This is a genomic window from Streptomyces fildesensis (assembly GCF_016107395.1).
Taxonomy (GTDB): Bacteria; Actinomycetota; Actinomycetes; order Streptomycetales; family Streptomycetaceae; genus Actinacidiphila; species Actinacidiphila fildesensis.
Genome location: NZ_JAAIKO010000037.1, coordinates 58454 through 74911 on the forward strand (window position 1 = coordinate 58454; position 16458 = coordinate 74911).

14 protein-coding genes are annotated in these 16458 nt (G+C 70.6%); 9 read left to right on the forward strand and 5 right to left on the reverse strand.

Annotated features, from left to right (window positions below; all coding sequences use genetic code 11):
- Positions 1-62: 62 nt before the first annotated feature.
- Positions 63-731: a leucine efflux protein LeuE gene (gene leuE / locus C6N31_RS32550; protein WP_138355870.1), complete on the reverse strand. Its 669-nt coding sequence runs from the start codon at positions 729-731 to the stop codon at positions 63-65.
- Positions 732-830: 99 nt separating this feature from the next.
- Between leuE and C6N31_RS32555 the strand changes: the two genes are divergently transcribed.
- On the forward strand, positions 831-1589 hold the full coding sequence (locus C6N31_RS32555) for a MerR family transcriptional regulator (RefSeq protein WP_138355871.1): 759 nt from the start codon (positions 831-833) through the stop codon (positions 1587-1589).
- A gap of 93 nt (positions 1590-1682) precedes the next feature.
- Here the strand turns inward: C6N31_RS32555 and C6N31_RS32560 are convergent, their stop codons facing one another.
- On the reverse strand, positions 1683-2048 hold the full coding sequence (locus C6N31_RS32560; protein ID WP_138355872.1) for a YbjQ family protein: 366 nt from the start codon (positions 2046-2048) through the stop codon (positions 1683-1685).
- Between the two features lie 106 nt (positions 2049-2154).
- A complete protein-coding gene (locus C6N31_RS32565; RefSeq protein WP_198358829.1) occupies positions 2155-3513 on the reverse strand; it encodes an ABC transporter ATP-binding protein in 1359 nt (452 codons plus the stop codon).
- 256 nt (positions 3514-3769) lie between these two features.
- Between C6N31_RS32565 and C6N31_RS32570 the strand changes: the two genes are divergently transcribed.
- Positions 3770-4474, forward strand: coding sequence for a DedA family protein (locus tag C6N31_RS32570; protein ID WP_138355874.1), 705 nt, complete (start codon positions 3770-3772; stop codon positions 4472-4474).
- A 98-nt stretch (positions 4475-4572) separates the two neighbouring features.
- A complete protein-coding gene (locus C6N31_RS32575) occupies positions 4573-6240 on the forward strand; it encodes a threonine/serine exporter family protein (RefSeq protein ID WP_138355875.1) in 1668 nt (555 codons plus the stop codon).
- Between the two features lie 70 nt (positions 6241-6310).
- Here the strand turns inward: C6N31_RS32575 and C6N31_RS32580 are convergent, their stop codons facing one another.
- The gene (locus C6N31_RS32580) at positions 6311-6814 is read right to left on the reverse strand and encodes an inorganic diphosphatase (RefSeq protein WP_138355876.1); all 504 of its coding nucleotides are present in this window, start codon (positions 6812-6814) and stop codon (positions 6311-6313) included.
- 87 nt (positions 6815-6901) lie between these two features.
- On the opposite strand from C6N31_RS32580, the gene dacB reads away from it, so the two are divergent.
- The 6 genes from dacB to folE all read left to right on the forward strand — a co-directional run bounded on the left by dacB (position 6902) and on the right by folE (position 14355).
- On the forward strand, positions 6902-8311 hold the full coding sequence (gene dacB, locus C6N31_RS32585) for a D-alanyl-D-alanine carboxypeptidase/D-alanyl-D-alanine endopeptidase (protein ID WP_138355877.1): 1410 nt from the start codon (positions 6902-6904) through the stop codon (positions 8309-8311).
- A 100-nt stretch (positions 8312-8411) separates the two neighbouring features.
- On the forward strand, positions 8412-9572 hold the full coding sequence (locus C6N31_RS32590; RefSeq protein WP_138355878.1) for a zinc-dependent metalloprotease: 1161 nt from the start codon (positions 8412-8414) through the stop codon (positions 9570-9572).
- Positions 9573-9716: 144 nt separating this feature from the next.
- Positions 9717-10712 carry a tRNA lysidine(34) synthetase TilS gene (gene tilS, locus C6N31_RS32595; RefSeq protein WP_138355879.1) on the forward strand — a complete coding sequence of 332 codons (996 nt, stop codon included), beginning with the start codon at positions 9717-9719 and terminating at the stop codon, positions 10710-10712.
- Positions 10713-10747: 35 nt separating this feature from the next.
- The gene (gene hpt / locus C6N31_RS32600) at positions 10748-11287 is read left to right on the forward strand and encodes a hypoxanthine phosphoribosyltransferase (RefSeq protein ID WP_138355918.1); all 540 of its coding nucleotides are present in this window, start codon (positions 10748-10750) and stop codon (positions 11285-11287) included.
- 239 nt (positions 11288-11526) lie between these two features.
- Entirely contained in the window at positions 11527-13602 is a 2076-nt protein-coding gene (gene ftsH / locus C6N31_RS32605) for an ATP-dependent zinc metalloprotease FtsH (protein ID WP_138355880.1), read from the forward strand.
- A 147-nt stretch (positions 13603-13749) separates the two neighbouring features.
- Complete coding sequence (folE, locus tag C6N31_RS32610; protein WP_138355881.1) at positions 13750-14355, forward strand: GTP cyclohydrolase I FolE; 606 nt, start codon at positions 13750-13752, stop codon at positions 14353-14355.
- Positions 14356-14448: 93 nt separating this feature from the next.
- Here the strand turns inward: folE and C6N31_RS32615 are convergent, their stop codons facing one another.
- Positions 14449-16329 carry a phosphatidylglycerol lysyltransferase domain-containing protein gene (locus tag C6N31_RS32615; RefSeq protein WP_138355882.1) on the reverse strand — a complete coding sequence of 627 codons (1881 nt, stop codon included), beginning with the start codon at positions 16327-16329 and terminating at the stop codon, positions 14449-14451.
- Between the last annotated feature and the right edge of the window lie 129 nt (positions 16330-16458).

The window sequence follows — 16458 nt, forward strand, 5'->3', positions numbered from 1 at the left end:
GATACGGCGCCCGTGGCCGTCCCGCCCGTCAGGAAGAGGTCACCCACGCCCCTCCCGCGCGGTCAGACCGTGCCGGCCAGCGACAGCTTCGCCGCGAAGCCCAGGAAGAGTGCCCCCGCGCCCGCCGACAGCCCCGCCGTCAGCCGCCGGCGCCGCCGGAAGGCCGCCGCCAGGTAGGTGCCGCTGAAGATGAGCACCGTCAGATAGGTGAAGCTGAACAGCTGGGCCCAGGCGCCGAGCGCGAGGAACGACAGCGCCGGGTGCGCGTACCCCGGGTCGACGAACTGCACGAAGAACGCGACGAAGAACAGGATCGCCTTCGGGTTGAACAGACTGACCACCAGCGCCCGGCGGAACGGCCGCTCCGCCTTCTCCTGCTTCGCCGGCGCGCCGTCCCCGCCCGGGGCCGCAGCGCTCCGTTCGGTCCGCCCGCGCCACAGCGCCACGGCCCCGCGCAGCATGCCCGCCGCGAGCCAGGTCAGATAGCCCGCACCGGCGAACTTGACCACGGTGAACGCCAGCGGGCTGGCCTGCAGCAGCGACGCCACCCCGCCCGCCGACAGCGTCATCAGCACGGTGTCGCCGCACAGCACCCCGGCCGCCGCCCGGTAGCCGGTGCGCGGCCCGAGCCGGGCCGCCACCGACACCACGTACAGCGAGTTCGGCCCCGGCAGCAGGATGATCAGGGCCAGCCCCGCCAGGTACGTAGAAAGATCAGTTATCCCGAGCATGCGAACAAGTGTGCCACTTGCACCTCACGCGACGTGAGGCGTCACGGTGGACCCCGGAAGCGCGGCAGGGCAGCGGCAGAGGGAAGGAGCGGGGAAGCGATGGGCTACTCCGTGGGAGAGGTCGCGGGCTACGCCGGCATCACCGTGCGGACCCTGCACCACTACGACGAGATCGGGCTGCTCTCCCCGGGCGGCCGCAGCCACGCGGGCCACCGGCGGTACGACGACGCCGACCTCGACCGGCTGCAGCAGATTCTCTTCTACCGGGAGCTCGGCTTCCCCCTGGACGAGGTCGCCACCCTGCTGGACGACCCGGCCGCCGACCCCTCGGCGCACCTGCGCCGCCAGCACCGGCTGCTGACCGACCGGATCACCCGGCTCCGCGAGATGGCGGCCGCCGTGGAACGAGCCATGGAGGCGAAGAAGATGGGCATCAACCTCACACCCGAGGAGAAGTTCGAGGTCTTCGGGGACCACGACCCCGACCGGTACGCCGAGGAGGCCGAACGCCGCTGGGGCGGGACCGACGCGTACGCCGAGTCGCAGCGCCGGGCCGCCTCGTACACCAAGGAGGACTGGCTGCGGATCAGGAACGAGGCCGACGATCTCAACCGGCGGTTCGTCGCGCTGATGGACTCCGGCGCGGAGCCGGACTCCGTCCCGGCGATGGACCTCGCCGAGGAGCACCGCGAACAGATCCGGCGCTTCCACTACGACTGCAGCTACGAGATCCACGTCGGTCTCGCCGAGATGTACATCGCGGACCCGCGCTTCACCGCCACCTACGACGCCGTCCGCCCCGGCCTGGCCGGGTACCTCCGCGAGGCGATCCTGGCGAACGCCGTCCGCAACGTCTGACGGCAACGTCCGACGGCGTTCGGCCGTAGGAGCAGCGGCTGCACCCGCTGCCGTAAGCGCAGCGGCTACAGCCCGCTGCCGCAAGACCAGCGGCTACACCGGCACCAGCACCACCGCGGTGCCGTACGCGCACACCTCCGTGCCCACGTCGGCCGCCTCGGTCACGTCGAAGCGCATGGTGAGCACGGCGTTCGCCCCGCGGGCCTGGGCCTGCTCGACGAGCCGCTCCATCGCCTGGTTGCGGGTCTGCACCAGGGTCTTCGTCAGACCCTTCAGCTCGCCGCCGATCATCGACTTGAGCCCGGCGCCGATCTGGCTCCCGATGTGCCGGGAGCGCACGGTCAGCCCGAACACCTCGCCGATCACCTTCTCGACCCGGTAGCCGGGCGCTTCGTTCGTGGTCACCACCAGGACGTCGGAGTGCTCTGACTGGCCGCCGCCGAAATCATCGATACCCATGAGGGAACGGTCACCCCTGCGGGCGCCCGCCGCACCCCGGACTACTCCAGTCGCGACGCCGCACTGCTCCAGTCGCGACGCCGGACCACTCCGGTCGCGCCCCGCACTACTCCAGTCGCGGCTGTTCCGCGGGCGCCGGGCAGATCCGGCGGCCGGTGTTGTCGAAGACGTAGAGGTGCGCCAGGTCCACCAGCAGCGGCACCCGGTCCCCGGGCCGGACCCGGATGTCGGGTCCGGTGCGGACCACCAGGTCGCCGGTCGGCTGCTCCGCGCGGTCGGCCGGCGGCGGGTCCAGCACCTTGACCGCGCCCGCGCTGTCCGGTTCCTGGAGCAGCCCCGGGAACCGCCCGGCGGCCTTGCGCGCCAGCTTCCCCAGCCCGCCGGGGCCGGCGGCCGCCCGCCGGGCCGCGGAACGGGTGCGCTGGGCGGGCAGCCGGGGCGCCTCCAGCTCCGGCACGACCGCCGGCTTCGCGCCGGTGTTCAGATGCACCAGGCACTCGTGCCCCTGGTACTCCACGTGCTCGACGATGCCGCTGAGCACCACCTCGCCCGCGTGCGCGCTGCTCGGGGCCGCGATCCGGACCGCCTCGGAGCGCAGCCCGACGATGATGTCGCGGCCCTGCTGGATGCGGAGCATCTGGTGGTCCAGGCTCAGCGGCTCCGGCAGTCCCAGCCGCTGCCGCCCGAAGTCGATCCACATGCCGCCGCCCAGCGGCGCCAGCACCGTGGCCTGCAGCAGATTGATCCGCGGGGTCCCGATGAACGCGGCGACGAACACGTTCACGGGCAGGTGGTACGTGTCGCGCGGGCTGCCGACCTGCTGCAGCACCCCGCCGCGCATGACCGCGACGCGGTCGCCGAGCGACATGGCCTCCGCCTGATCGTGCGTCACATACACGGTGGTGACGCCCATGCCGCGGGTCAGCCGGGCGATCTCGGCGCGTAGATGCGAGCGCAGCTTGGCGTCCAGGTTCGACAGCGGCTCGTCCATCAGGAACACCGACGGATGCCGGGAGATGGCGCGGCCCATCGCGACCCGCTGCCGCTCGCCGCCGGACAGCTGCCCGGGGTAGCGGTCCAGGATCTCCTCGATGCCCAGGATCCGCGCGGTCTCCTCGACCCGCGGGTTCTGGTCCTCGCCCGGCATCTCGAAGCGCAGCGGGAACCCGATGTTCTGCCGGCTGGTCATGCTCGGGTACAGCGCGAAGTTCTGGAAGACCATCGCCATCCGGCGGTCGCCGGGCGCGAGGTTGTTGGCGTACTCGCCGTCGAGCATCAGCTCCCCGGAGCTGATGTCCTCCAGCCCGGCGATCATGCGCAGCACGGTGGACTTGCCACAGCCGGAGGGACCGAGCAGCACCAGGAACTCGCCGGGGGGGATCTCCAGGGAGAACCGGTCGACCGCCGGGGCGGGCTGCTTGGGGTAGGTCTTCGAAAGATCGTGCAGGGAGATGGCGCGCGTCATAACAGGATCCGCCAGAAGGTTCAGATGCTGCGACAGGAGACTTGCCAGTGGTGCACGCGTGGCGTTGCGGAGAACGTAATGCACCGCCCCTGCGTTGGGGAACGTTTCGGCCAAGACGGTTGGCGCGATCTCTACGACGCCGATCTTTCACCGACCCGTCACGGAGTCCGCACGGACGGGGGCCGGCTGTCACGCACAGATGGCGCCCGGCCGTCACGCACAGGGGGCGCAACGATTCGGTTGGTACTTTTAAACGGTGACCAACATTGCCCTGGGCCCCAGCTGGATCGATCCCGACCACCTGATCAACTCGTTCGGCCTGTGGGGCGTGCTGTTGATCGTCTTCGCAGAGTCGGGCCTGCTGATCGGATTCTTCCTGCCCGGGGACTCGCTCCTCTTCACGACCGGACTCCTGGTCGCGGGCGGCACCCTCAAGACCCCGCTGTGGCTGGTGACGGTGCTGATCATCGTCGCCGCCATCGTCGGTGACCAGGTCGGCTTCCTCTTCGGCCGCAAGGTCGGACCCTCGCTCTTCCGGCGGCCGGACTCCCGGCTCTTCAAGCAGGAGAACATCGAGAAGGCGCACGCCTTCTTCGAGAAGCACGGTCCGAAGTCGATCGTGCTGGCCCGCTTCGTGCCGATCGTCCGCACGTTCACGCCGATCATCGCCGGCGTCAGCCGCATGAACTACCGGACCTTCGTCACCTACAACATCATCGGCGGAACGCTCTGGGGCGGCGGCGTCACCCTCCTCGGCTACTGGCTCGGCCAGATCGAGTTCGTCCACAAGAACATCGAGCTCATCCTGGTCGCGATCGTGCTGGTCTCGGTCGTGCCGATCGCCATCGAGTTCCTCCGGGCCCGCGCGAAGTCGAAGAAGGAGGGCCCCCGGCCCCCCGCCGACCTGCCTCCGCCGCCCGTCGGCACCGCCGGCCGGGGCGGCCGTCACCGGGCCAAGTAGCGGAGGGCCGGCGTCCGCCGCCGGTGCGGTGATCGGGGCGGGAATCGCGGTGGGTGCCGTGCGCCCTGCACACTGATCACCGGAGGTGGTCGGTCAACGTGTCGGACGAAGAGAAGCCGGACTCGGACGAATCGCGGTCGGAGTTCACCCCGCCCGTGGGCGTACCGCTGCCGCCTGCCCCGGAATCCGACAGTTCGACGACCTCGGAGTTCGCCGCGCCGACCGGCGTGGAGCTGCCGGCCGGCCCCGAGGCGGAGGGCTCCGCCTTCACCGCGCCCGTCTCCTCAGCCGCCTACGGCGCCGGTCACGGCGGAGCCGGGAACGCGTTCACACCCCCCGACGGGATCCCCGTCATACGGCTCACCAAGGGCGTCGTCCCCTGGCAGGACCGGATGCGCGAGCTGGTCCGGATGCCCGTCACCGAGCGTCCGGTGCCGGAGCTGCCCGCGGACAAGCCGGAGTCCGGGCCGCCGGTGCCCCGTGTGCTCGACCTCACCCTGCGCATCGGCGAGCTGCTGCTCGCGGGCGGTGAGGGCGCCGAGGACGTCGAGGCGGCGATGTTCGGCGTCGCGCACGCCTACGGCCTGGCCCGCGTGGAACCCACGGTCACGTTCACGCTGCTGGGCATCTCGTACCAGCCGTCCCTCGTCGAGCCGCCGGTCAGCGCGAGCCGCACGGTGCGCCGCCGGGGCACCGACTACACGCGGCTGGCGGCCGTCTTCCAGCTCGTGGACGACATCACCGCGCACGAGGCGACGCTGGAGGACTCCTACGGCCGGCTCGCCACCATCCGCCGTAACCGGCACCCGTACAGCGGCTGGGTGCTGACCGGCGCCGCCGGGCTGCTGGCCGGCTCGGCGAGCATCCTGGTCGGCGGTGGTCCGCTGATCTTCTTCGCGGCGGCGCTCGCCGCGATGCTCGGCGACCGGCTGGCCTGGCTCTGCGCCGGACGCGGGCTGCCGGAGTTCTACCAGTTCGCCGCCGCCGCGATGCCGGCCGCCGCGATGGGCATCGTCGTCAACCTCTACGCCGACCACCTGCCGGGCGCCACCGACCTCCAGGCGTCCGCGGTGATCACCGGTGGACTGTTCACGCTGCTGCCCGGGCGGGCCCTGGTGGCCGGTGTCCAGGACGGCCTGACGGGGTTCTACATCACCGCGTCCGCACGCCTGCTGGAGGTCATGTACCTCGTCGTCGGCATCGTCTTCGGCGTGACGATCGTGCTGTACGCGGGGGTGCGGCTGGGCGCCGACCTCAACCCGGAACAGGCGCTGCGCGCCTACGACCATCCCTGGGTGCAGCTGCTGTCCGCGATGTCCCTCACCCTCGCCTTCGCGGTGCTGCTGCAGTGCGAGCGCAGTGTGCTGCTGCTCGCCATGCTCAACGGCGGGGTCGCCTGGACGGTCTACGGGGTGCTCCACCAGCAGCTCGGTGCCAACCCCGTCGTCGCCACCGCGGCCGCCGCCGGCCTGGTGGGCCTCTTCGGCCAGCTGATGGCCCGCTACCGGTACGCGTCGGTCCTGCCGTACGTCACGGCCGCGATCGGCCCGCTGCTGCCCGGCTCCGCGACGTACTTCGGGCTGCTCGCCTTCACCCAGAACCACACGTCGGAGGGGTTCGCCTCCCTGACGAAGGCCGCGGCGCTCGCCCTCGCCGTCGCCATCGGTGTGAACCTCGGCGGGGAGATCGCCCGCATGTTCCTCAAGACCCCGGGCTCGGCCGACCCGGCCCGGCGGCGCGCGGCCAAGCGCACCCGAGGCTTCTGAGCGGCGGTGGAACGCGCGAACGCCGGGCGTGCCCGTGAAGGGCCCGCCCGGCGTCCGGTCGTTCTGGGTGTCAGTGGCTGTGGAAGGTCTGACCCGAGTCCTTCAGGCGCTTGTACGACGCCTCGATCTCGGCCTCGGCCTCGATACGGCCGACCCAGTTGGCGCCCTCGACGGACTTGCCGGGCTCCAGGTCCTTGTAGACCTCGAAGAAGTGCTGGATCTCCAGGCGGTCGAACTCCGATACGTGATGGATGTCACGCAGGTGCTCCACGCGCGGGTCGGACGCCGGCACGCACAGCAGCTTGTCGTCGCCGCCCGCCTCGTCGGTCATACGGAACATACCGACGGCGCGGCACTTGATGAGGCAGCCGGGGAACGTCGGCTCATCGAGGATGACCAGCGCGTCCAGCGGGTCGCCGTCCTCGCCGAGGGTGTTCTCGACAAAGCCGTAGTCGGCCGGGTAACTGGTCGAGGTGAAGAGCCGGCGGTCCAAGCGGATACGACCGGTCTCGTGGTCCACCTCGTACTTGTTCCGGGAACCCTTCGGGATCTCGATCGTGACGTCGAACTCCAAGGCCCTACTCCTCCATGATCAGCACATACTTCTGGTGGTTAAGTGTCTCCCACGCAGGTGTGTGGTCGCGAAAGGGGCTGGTCGGGGGTGCCGGACGCCAGAACATGGCAGGTAGTGGCGGGGTCGGCCGCAGTCGGACTGACCGTTTCCTTCGCGGCGGTGGCCGTGGCCGGACCGTGGGAGTCGGGCCAGCGTACGGCGGAACGGGCGGCCGCCGCCTCCCGGGGTCACCACCCGGACAGCCGCAGCGCCCCTGGGTCGCGCCGGCGGCCGCCCGCCGAGGCCGCGGCCCCGCCCGCCGCCAAGGTGCTCACCGCGCCCGCCGCCGACCCGGGAACGCTCCCCACCCAGCAGGCGCTCGCGGCCAGGCTCGCACCGCTGCTGCGCGACCCGGCCCTCGGCACACTGCGCACCGGCGCCGTCATCGACGCGGCCACCGGCAAGCTGCTGTACGGCTCCGGCGCCGCGACCCCGTCCGTGCCGGCCTCGACGATAAAGATCGCGACGGCCGCCGCCGCGCTGTCCGTACTCGGCCCGGACCACCGGATATCCACGACCGTGCTGGCGACCGGGCCGCACAGCACCGTGCTCGTGGGCGGCGGCGACCCCACCCTCACCGCCGCCGCGCTGCGCACCCTGGCCGACGACACCGCGCGCGCCCTCACCGCGCGCGGCACCACCGCCACCTCGCTCGGCTACGACCTCTCGCTCTACTCGGGCCCCGTCCAGCATCCGATCGGCCGCAACAACGAGAACATCGCGCCGGTCACCTCGCTGATGCTCAACGAGGGGCGCCTCGACACGAGCGACCACGGCCCCGCCGACCGCTCCACCGACCCGGCCGCCGACACCGCCACCGCCTTCGCGAAGCTGCTCCGGGCGCGCGGCATCAAGGTGACGGGCACCCCCGCCAGGACGCCCGCCGCCGCGTCCGGCACACAGCTCGCCAAGGCCGCCTCCGTACCGCTGTCCTCGCTCGTCGAACGGATGCTGACCAACAGCGACAACGACATCGCGGAGGCCCTCGCCCGGCAGACCGCGATCGCCGCGCACCTGCCCGCGAGCTTCAGCGGCGCGCAGCAGGCGGTCGCCGCGGCCCTGGGGCGGCTCGGCCTGCCGCTGGCCGGGGCGAAGTTCACCGACGGCAGCGGCCTCAACCGCGCCGACGCGCTGTCCGCCGAACAGCTCGCGCGGCTCCTCGCGCTGGCCGCGTCACCCCGGCACCCCCAACTGCGGCCGATCCTCACCGGCCTGCCGGTCGCCGGCTTCTCGGGCACCCTCTCCGACCGGTTCCGCGGCGGCCCCGCCTCCGGCGCCGGCCTGATCCGCGCCAAGACCGGCACCCTCACCGGCGTCAACGCCATCACCGGCACGGTGGTCGCAGCCGACGGCCGGCTGCTCACCTTCGCGTTCCTCACCCAGGGCACCACGTCCGCGACAGCGGCCCAATCCGCCCTCGACCGGCTGGCGTCCGCCCTCGCCGCCTGCGGCTGCTGAGCCCCGCCCCAGCCCCTTCTCAGCCCCCGTCCCGGCCGCGCCCCCGGACCCCGGGCGTTATCCGACCCCCAAAGCGGGGGCGGCAACGTACCGTGAAGGCATGACGAGCATCGGTGGTGCCGAGATGGTCGACTGGAATCTCGCAGTGGCGACCGCACAGCGGTTGATGCGGCCGGGACCTGAGGTCAGCGGGGACGAGGCGCGGGCGATCGTGGCCGAGTTGCGCAAGCACGCGCGCTCCTCGGAGGAGCACGTGCGCCGGTTCACCCGCATGTACGGGGACGCCGAGGCGCAGACGAACGGCACGCCCGTGCTGATCGTGGACCGGGTCGGCTGGGTGAAGGCGAACGTCGCCGGTTTCCGGGAGATCCTCAAGCCGCTGCTGGGCAAGATGCAGGACCGCCGCCCCGGCGGCATCGGCGGGATGGCGCTGGGCACGGTCGGCGGCAAGGTCACCGGCGTCGAGGTCGGGATGCTGCTGTCGTTCCTGGCGTCCCGGGTGCTCGGCCAGTACGAGACGTTCGCCCCGGCCACCCGCGAGCTGCCGGCCGGCCCCGTCGTCCCCGGCCCGGGAGAGCCCCGCGCGGGCCGGCTGCTGCTCGTCGCTCCGAACATCGTCCACGTCGAGCGGGAACTCGACGTGGATCCGCACGACTTCCGGCTGTGGGTGTGCCTGCACGAGGAGACGCACCGCACGCAGTTCACCGCCGTGCCGTGGCTGCGCGACCACATCGAGGGCGAGATCCAGTCATTCCTCGGCGAGACCGAGATGGACGCCTCCACCGTCATCGACCGCTTCAGGGAGGCCGCCCAGTCCTTCGCCGCCGGCGGCGGCGCGAAGGAGGAGGACGAGGCCGACGAGGGCCGCAGCCTCGTCGATCTCGTCCAGACCCCCGCCCAGCGGGAGATCCTCGCGCGGCTGACCGCCGTCATGTCGCTGCTCGAGGGCCACGCGGACTACGTGATGGACGGCGTCGGCCCCGATGTCGTGGCGTCCGTCGCGGAGATCCGGGAGAAGTTCCAGCAGCGCCGCGCCAGCGGCGCGGGCCGGATGGACCAGGTGCTGCGCAAGGTGCTGGGGCTGGACGCGAAGCTGCGTCAGTACAAGGACGGCGAGCGTTTCGTGCGCGCCGTCGTGGACGAAGTGGGCATGGACGGCTTCAACCGCGTCTGGACGTCGCCGAACACGCTCCCGACGAAGTCGGAGATCGCCAAACCGGCGGAATGGGTCGCAAGGGTGCACCGCCGTAGCGATTCGTGACCACCCAACGCCTCCCGGTTCACCCGTCCGAGGGACCGTAAGCGCAGGGTAAGGCGTGCGATGCTCGGGTACTGCCCCAGCTTCTGTCACCATCTAGCTACTTTGCGTTATCACCCTCACAGCCTCCATAGGAGGGAACCGGACATGGGTCCCCACCCCACGGTCGCCGCGATACGCCTGGCGGTCCGCCGCGTACTTCACGACGTCCTCATCGCCACCCCCGCCCCCAACCCCCTCGTCCTCGCCGCCTGCAGCGGCGGCGCCGACTCCATGGCGCTCGCCGCGGCCCTCGCGTTCGAGGCCCCCAAGCTCGGCGTGCGCGCCGGGGCCGTCACCGTCGACCACGGGCTGCAGCCCGGCTCGACCGGCCGGGCCCTCGAAGTCGCCGCGCGCCTGCGCGGCCTCGGGCTCGACCCCGTGGACGCCGTCGGTGTCACCGTCGGCCGCCAGGGCGGACCCGAAGCCGCCGCCCGTGACGCCCGCTACGGCGCGCTGGACGCCACCGCCGACGCCCGCGGCGCCGCCGCCGTCCTGCTCGGCCACACCCGGGACGACCAGGCGGAAACGGTGCTGCTCGGCCTCGCCCGCGGCTCCGGCACCCGCTCGCTGTCCGGGATGGCCGCCGTATCGGGCGCCGGCGGCCGCTACCGCCGCCCGTTCCTGCTGCTCGACCGCGACACCGTCCGCAAGGGCTGCCTGGCCCAGGGCATCGACGTGTGGGAGGACCCGCACAACCACGACCCGGCGTACACCCGCTCCCGGGTCCGCCACGAGGCGCTGCCGGTGCTGGAGAAGTCCCTCGGCAAGGGCGTCATCGAGGCACTGGCCCGCACCGCCCAGCTCTCCCGTGACGACGCGGACGCCCTGGACCAGTGGGCGGCCACCGCAGAACGTGATGTTGCCGACGGCGACGGCACCCTGGACGCGGACCGGCTGTACGTCCTGCCGACCGCCGTCCGCCGCCGGATCCTGCGCCGCGCGGTCATCGCGGCCGGTTCCCCGCCCGGATTCCTGTTCGCCCGCCATATCGAGGAGGTCGACCGGCTGGTCACCGACTGGCGCGGGCAGAAAGGTCTCAACCTGCCGGGCGGCGTCGAGGCCCGTCGGCGCAATGGCAGACTGTTCTTCTCACCGTCGTAGACCTTGAGGAACCAAAACAGGTGAACGAGAACGACATGGGCACCGATCTCGAAAAGGTGCTCATCACCAAGGAAGAGATCGACGCCAAGCTGATCGAGCTTGCCGCGAAGATCGACAAGGACTACGCCGGGAAGGACCTGCTGATCGTCGGCGTGCTCAAGGGCGCGGTGATGGTCATGGCGGACCTGGCACGCGCGCTGTCCACCAACGTGACGATGGACTGGATGGCGGTGTCCTCCTACGGCGCCGGCACGAAGTCCTCGGGCGTCGTCCGCATCCTCAAGGACCTCGACACCGACATCGCCGGCCGCGACGTGCTGATCGTCGAGGACATCATCGACTCCGGTCTGACGCTGTCCTGGCTGATCAGCAACCTCGGCTCGCGCGGCCCGGCCTCCCTGGAGGTCTGCACGCTGCTGCGCAAGCCGGAGGCGGCCAAGGTCGAGATCGATGTGAAGTACACCGGCTTCGACATTCCCAATGAATTCGTCGTCGGTTACGGACTCGATTTCAACGAGAAGTACCGCAATCTCCCATTTGTCGGAACACTCGCCCCGCACGTATACGGCGGCTGACGCCCGATTCGTCCGAAGATGTCCCCGTTCGGCGCAGCCCGTGCCGACAACGGGGAACCCCGCACCGTTTCCCGCCGTTGGAGCAGGGGAAGCCGGGATTGTTAACGGTTGGCGGCCGCCTCGGTGGACAATGCTGAGGTACCGTCCGAAGGTCGGGTCATACACCGGATGTGCGCGCGGCCATCGAGCCGCGCTGCCTCACTGTGGCAGGAGGGACGGGGCGTCCGCGCCCCGCATGGATGGACGTCAAGCGCTATTTCCGTGGGCCAGTCATGTGGATCGTGCTGGCTGTCATCGCCGTGGTCGTCCTCATGCAGGTCGTCGGCTCCTCCGGCGGCTACAAGACGGTGGACACCGGCCAGGTCGTGCAAGCGATCCACAGCAAGGACAACATTCTCAAGTCGGCGGAGATCACCACCGGCGACGAGCAGATGATCAAGGTCGAGCTCGTCGACGGTGCCAAGGTCGGCGGTAAGGACCTGGGCACCAAGCTCAAGGCGAGCTACGTCAGCGCCGACCAGAGCACCGCCATCGCGGCTGATCTCCAGAAGAAGGTCGACGGCACGGCGGACGCGGGCGGCACGCTGCCCGACGGTTACACCGTCTCGCCGTCCAAGCAGAACGCGTTCGTCAGCATTCTGCTGTCACTGCTGCCGTTCGTGCTGATCGTGGTGGTCTTCCTCTTCCTGATGAACCAGATGCAGGGCGGCGGATCCCGCGTCATGCAGTTCGGGAAGTCCAAGGCCAAGCTGATCACCAAGGACACCCCCAAGACCACGTTCGCGGATGTGGCCGGGGCGGACGAGGCGGTCGAGGAACTCCACGAGATCAAGGAGTTCCTGCAGGAGCCGGCGAAGTTCCAGGCCGTCGGCGCCAAGATCCCCAAGGGCGTGCTGCTCTACGGGCCGCCCGGTACCGGTAAGACCCTGCTGGCCCGTGCTGTCGCGGGTGAGGCGGGCGTGCCGTTCTACTCGATCTCGGGCTCCGACTTCGTCGAGATGTTCGTGGGTGTCGGCGCCTCGCGTGTCCGTGACCTGTTCGAGCAGGCCAAGGCGAACGCTCCGGCGATCGTCTTCGTCGACGAGATCGACGCCGTCGGCCGGCACCGCGGTGCCGGTATGGGCGGCGGTCACGACGAGCGCGAGCAGACGCTCAACCAGCTGCTCGTCGAGATGGACGGCTTCGACGTGAAGGGCGGCGTCATCCTGATCGCCGCCACGAACCGGCCGGACATCCTGGACCCGGCGCTGCTGCGCCCGGGCCGCTTCGACCGGCAGATCGCCGTGGACCGCCCCGACCTCATGGGCCGGCTGGAGATCCTCAACGTCCACGCCAAGGGCAAGCCGGTCGCTCCGAACGTCGACCTCCGGGCCGTCGCTCGCCGCACCCCCGGTTTCACCGGCGCGGACCTGGCGAACGTGCTCAACGAGGCCGCGCTCCTGACGGCCCGCGGGGATCGCAAGCTGCTCGACAACGAGACCCTCGACGAGGCGATCGACCGGGTCGTGGCCGGACCGCAGAAGCGGACCCGGATCATGTCCGAGAAGGAGAAGAAGATCACCGCGTACCACGAGGGCGGACACGCCCTGGTCGCGGCGGCTTCTCCGAACAGCGACCCGGTGCACAAGATCACGATCCTCTCCCGCGGCCGGGCCCTCGGTTACACGATGGTCCTGCCGGACGAGGACAAGTACTCGACGACGCGCAACGAGATGCTCGACCAGCTCGCCTACATGATGGGCGGCCGGGCGGCGGAGGAACTGGTCTTCCACGACCCGACCACCGGCGCCTCGAACGACATCGAGAAGGCGACCGCGACGGCGCGCGCGATGGTCACCCAGTACGGGATGACCGAGCGGCTCGGCGCGATCAAGTTCGGCTCGGACAACGCGGAGCCGTTCCTGGGCCGTGACATGGGTCACCAGCGCGACTACTCGGAAGAGGTCGCCGGGCTGGTCGACGAAGAGGTCAAGAAGCTCATCGAGACCGCGCACAACGAGGCGTGGGAGATCCTGGTCGAGAACCGCGACGTTCTCGACAACCTCGTTCTGGCGCTCCTGGAGAGGGAGACGCTGAACAAGGAGGAGATCGCCGAGATCTTCAAGGCCATCGTCAGGCGCCCGCCGCGTCCGGCGTGGACCGGGTCCTCGCGGCGTACGCCGTCGACCCGCCCGCCGGTGCTCTCGCCGAAGGAGCTGGCGCTCACCAACGGCAGCCAGTCCGCCAACGGCAGCAGCACCGCCACCCCGGCCATCGAGAAGGCCACCGAGACGGTGGAGCTTCCCGAGGACTCGGGCAGCGGTACCGACAGCTGACCACCGGAAACCGGTCGGCGTCAGCCGGCCGGCGAAGGTGATCCCGGAATGCAGGCCGCGTCCCCAAGGTTTTAGCCTTGGGGGCGCGGCCTTCCGCTTTTGCCCGCACATCAGGTTCTGCAGGTCCGCACGAGGAACGAGGCACAGATGACCGACCCGGTGACGCTGGATGGCGAGGGGGCCATCGGTGAGTTCGACGAGAAGCGCGCCGAGGCCGCTGTGCGCGAGCTCCTCATCGCGGTCGGCGAGGACCCGGACCGGGAGGGCCTGCGGGAGACACCGAGCCGGGTGGCCCGCGCCTACAAGGAGATATTCGCCGGCCTCTGGCAGGAGCCGGAGGACGTCCTGACCACGACGTTCGACCTCGGGCACGACGAGATGGTGCTGGTGAAGGACATCGAGGTGATGTCCAGCTGCGAGCACCACCTGGTGCCGTTCGTCGGGGTCGCGCACGTCGGCTACATCCCGGCCGCCAGCGGGAAGATCACCGGGCTGTCGAAGCTCGCCCGGCTGGTCGATGTGTTCGCCCGCCGCCCGCAGGTCCAGGAGCGGCTCACCACCCAGATCGCCGACTCGCTGATGCGCATCCTGGAGCCGCGCGGCGTGATCGTCGTCATCGAGTGCGAGCACATGTGCATGACGATGCGCGGGGTGCGCAAGCAGGGTGCGAAGACCATCACCTCGGCGGTGCGCGGCCAGCTGCGGGACTCGGCGACCCGCTCCGAGGCGATGAGCCTGATCATCGGCCGCTGAGACCGGCTGCCGCGCTGGGCACGACGAAACCGGCCGGCCCCCTGATGACAGGGGGCCGGCCGGTTTCCGTGGTGACCAGTGGTCACGGAGCGATCAGGCGACGATCTTGACCACCCGCTCCGGCTCCGAGCTGTTGGCATAGCCGGGCGCGCTGTGCGCGGCCCGCTTGGCCCGGCCCGGCAGGAACCGCTGGAGCGCGTCCGGCAGCGGCAGCGACAGAGTGACGAAGCCCTCCGCCTGCATGGCGGCGAAGCCGATCCGGGGGAGGTCCCGGGAGTTGCGGAACACCAGGAACCGCGGCACCCACTCCGGCTGGAACTTCGCGTTGAACTTGTACAGCGACTCGATCTGGAACCAGCGTGACAGGAAGACCAGCAGTCCCCGCCAGCCGCGCAGCACCGGACCCGCCCCGATCCGCTCACCGCGGGCGAGCGCCGAGCGGAACATCGCGAAGTTGAGCGAGACGTTCTCGACGCCCAGCTCCGGTGCGTGCTGCAGCGCCTCGACGATCAGCAGCTCGTTGAGCCCCGGGTCGGCGCTGCGGTCGCGCCGCATGAGCTCCAGCGACATGCCGTCCTTGCCCCAGGGGACGAAGTGCAGCACGGCCCGCAGGTCGCCCAGCGGCGACTCCACGCCGTCCTCCCGCTCCTTGTGGGCGGTGACGACCACGCAGTCGCCGTCCTCGACATCGCCGAACCGGCCGAGCGCCATGGAGAAGCCGCGCTCGGTGTCCGTGCCGCGCCAGGCGTCGGCGGCCAGCCGGACCTGCTCGCGCTCGGCGTCCGACAGCTCGCGGACCCGGCGCACCTTGCAGACGTAGCCGGACCGTTCGATGCGCTTCACCATCTGCCGGACGTTGCGCATCGCGCGGCCCTGCATGGTGAAGGCGCTGGTGCGCACGATCGCCTCGTCGCCCAGCTCCAGCGCGTCCAGGCCCGTCTCGCGGGTCCAGACCTCGCCGCCGGTCTCGCTGCAGCCCATGACCGCCGGGATCCAGGCGTGCGCCCGGGCCAGTTCCATGAAGCGCTCGATGGCGCCCGGCCAGGCCTCGACGTCCCCGATGGGGTCGCCGCTGGCGAGCATCACCCCGGACACCACCCGGTAGCAGACGGCGGCCTTGCCGCTCGGTGAGAACACCACGCTCTTGTCGCGGCGCAGTGCGAAGTGGCCGAGGGAGTCGCGGGCGCCGTGCTTGGCCAGCAGCTCGCGCAGCTGGTCCTCGTCGGCACCGCTGAGCTCGGCGACCGGCCGTGCCGGACGCAGGATCAGATACGCGGTGGTGCCGGCGATCAGGAAGCCGAGCCCGCCGAGCGAGTAGGCCACGACGTCCGAGGCCCGGTCACTCGTATAGCTCACCGGGCCCTCGAAACCGAAAAGCCCGTACAGCACGTGCTGCAGTCGCTCGATCAGGCTGGGATCGCCCATCTCGACGCGGGGGTGGGCGCTGACGATCAGCAGCCCCAGCGCGAGCGCGACGACGCTGAGCAGCACGAAGTTGGCCGCGGCCCGCCAGCGGGTGCGCGGGTCCGACAGCGCGTTGAACTGCGCCCGGTGGACGATCAGGAGCGCGAGCAGTCCCAGCGAGACGATCGCGCCGACGCCCGAGTGCCGGTACACCAACTGGGTCGCGGCACCGGTCGGCAGCAGCAGCACCGCTGCCCACCAGGCGCGCACCTTCCCGCGTTTGAGGCCATGAGCCAGCATCAGCAGCAGGATGCCGGTGACGACCGACCCGGCCGCCGCGAGCGAACTCATGGTGCCGGGGAAGACCATCGCCATGTGGTGCATCCGGCCGTTGCGGAAACCGGGGAACACGCCGGAGACGACGTCGAGCAGCCCCACTACGGCCCCGGCGGTACCGACGACCGAGGGGACGGAGGAGGAGCGGAGGAACCGCGGACGCCGCGTGCCGGCGTTTGCGCGATCAGTAGACACGGGCACCTGCCCAGGGAACCCGGAAGCCGAGTTCTCCATCTACCTGTACAGACATGGGTCACCAAGCCCCAACATTGCGGGATATGTTCCGCAAACAGCTCTCGTAATGAACAATTTGCGCCCTCTAGGACGCGAAGGAAGGCCCTTAGGTTCCGTCAGAAGGAGCCG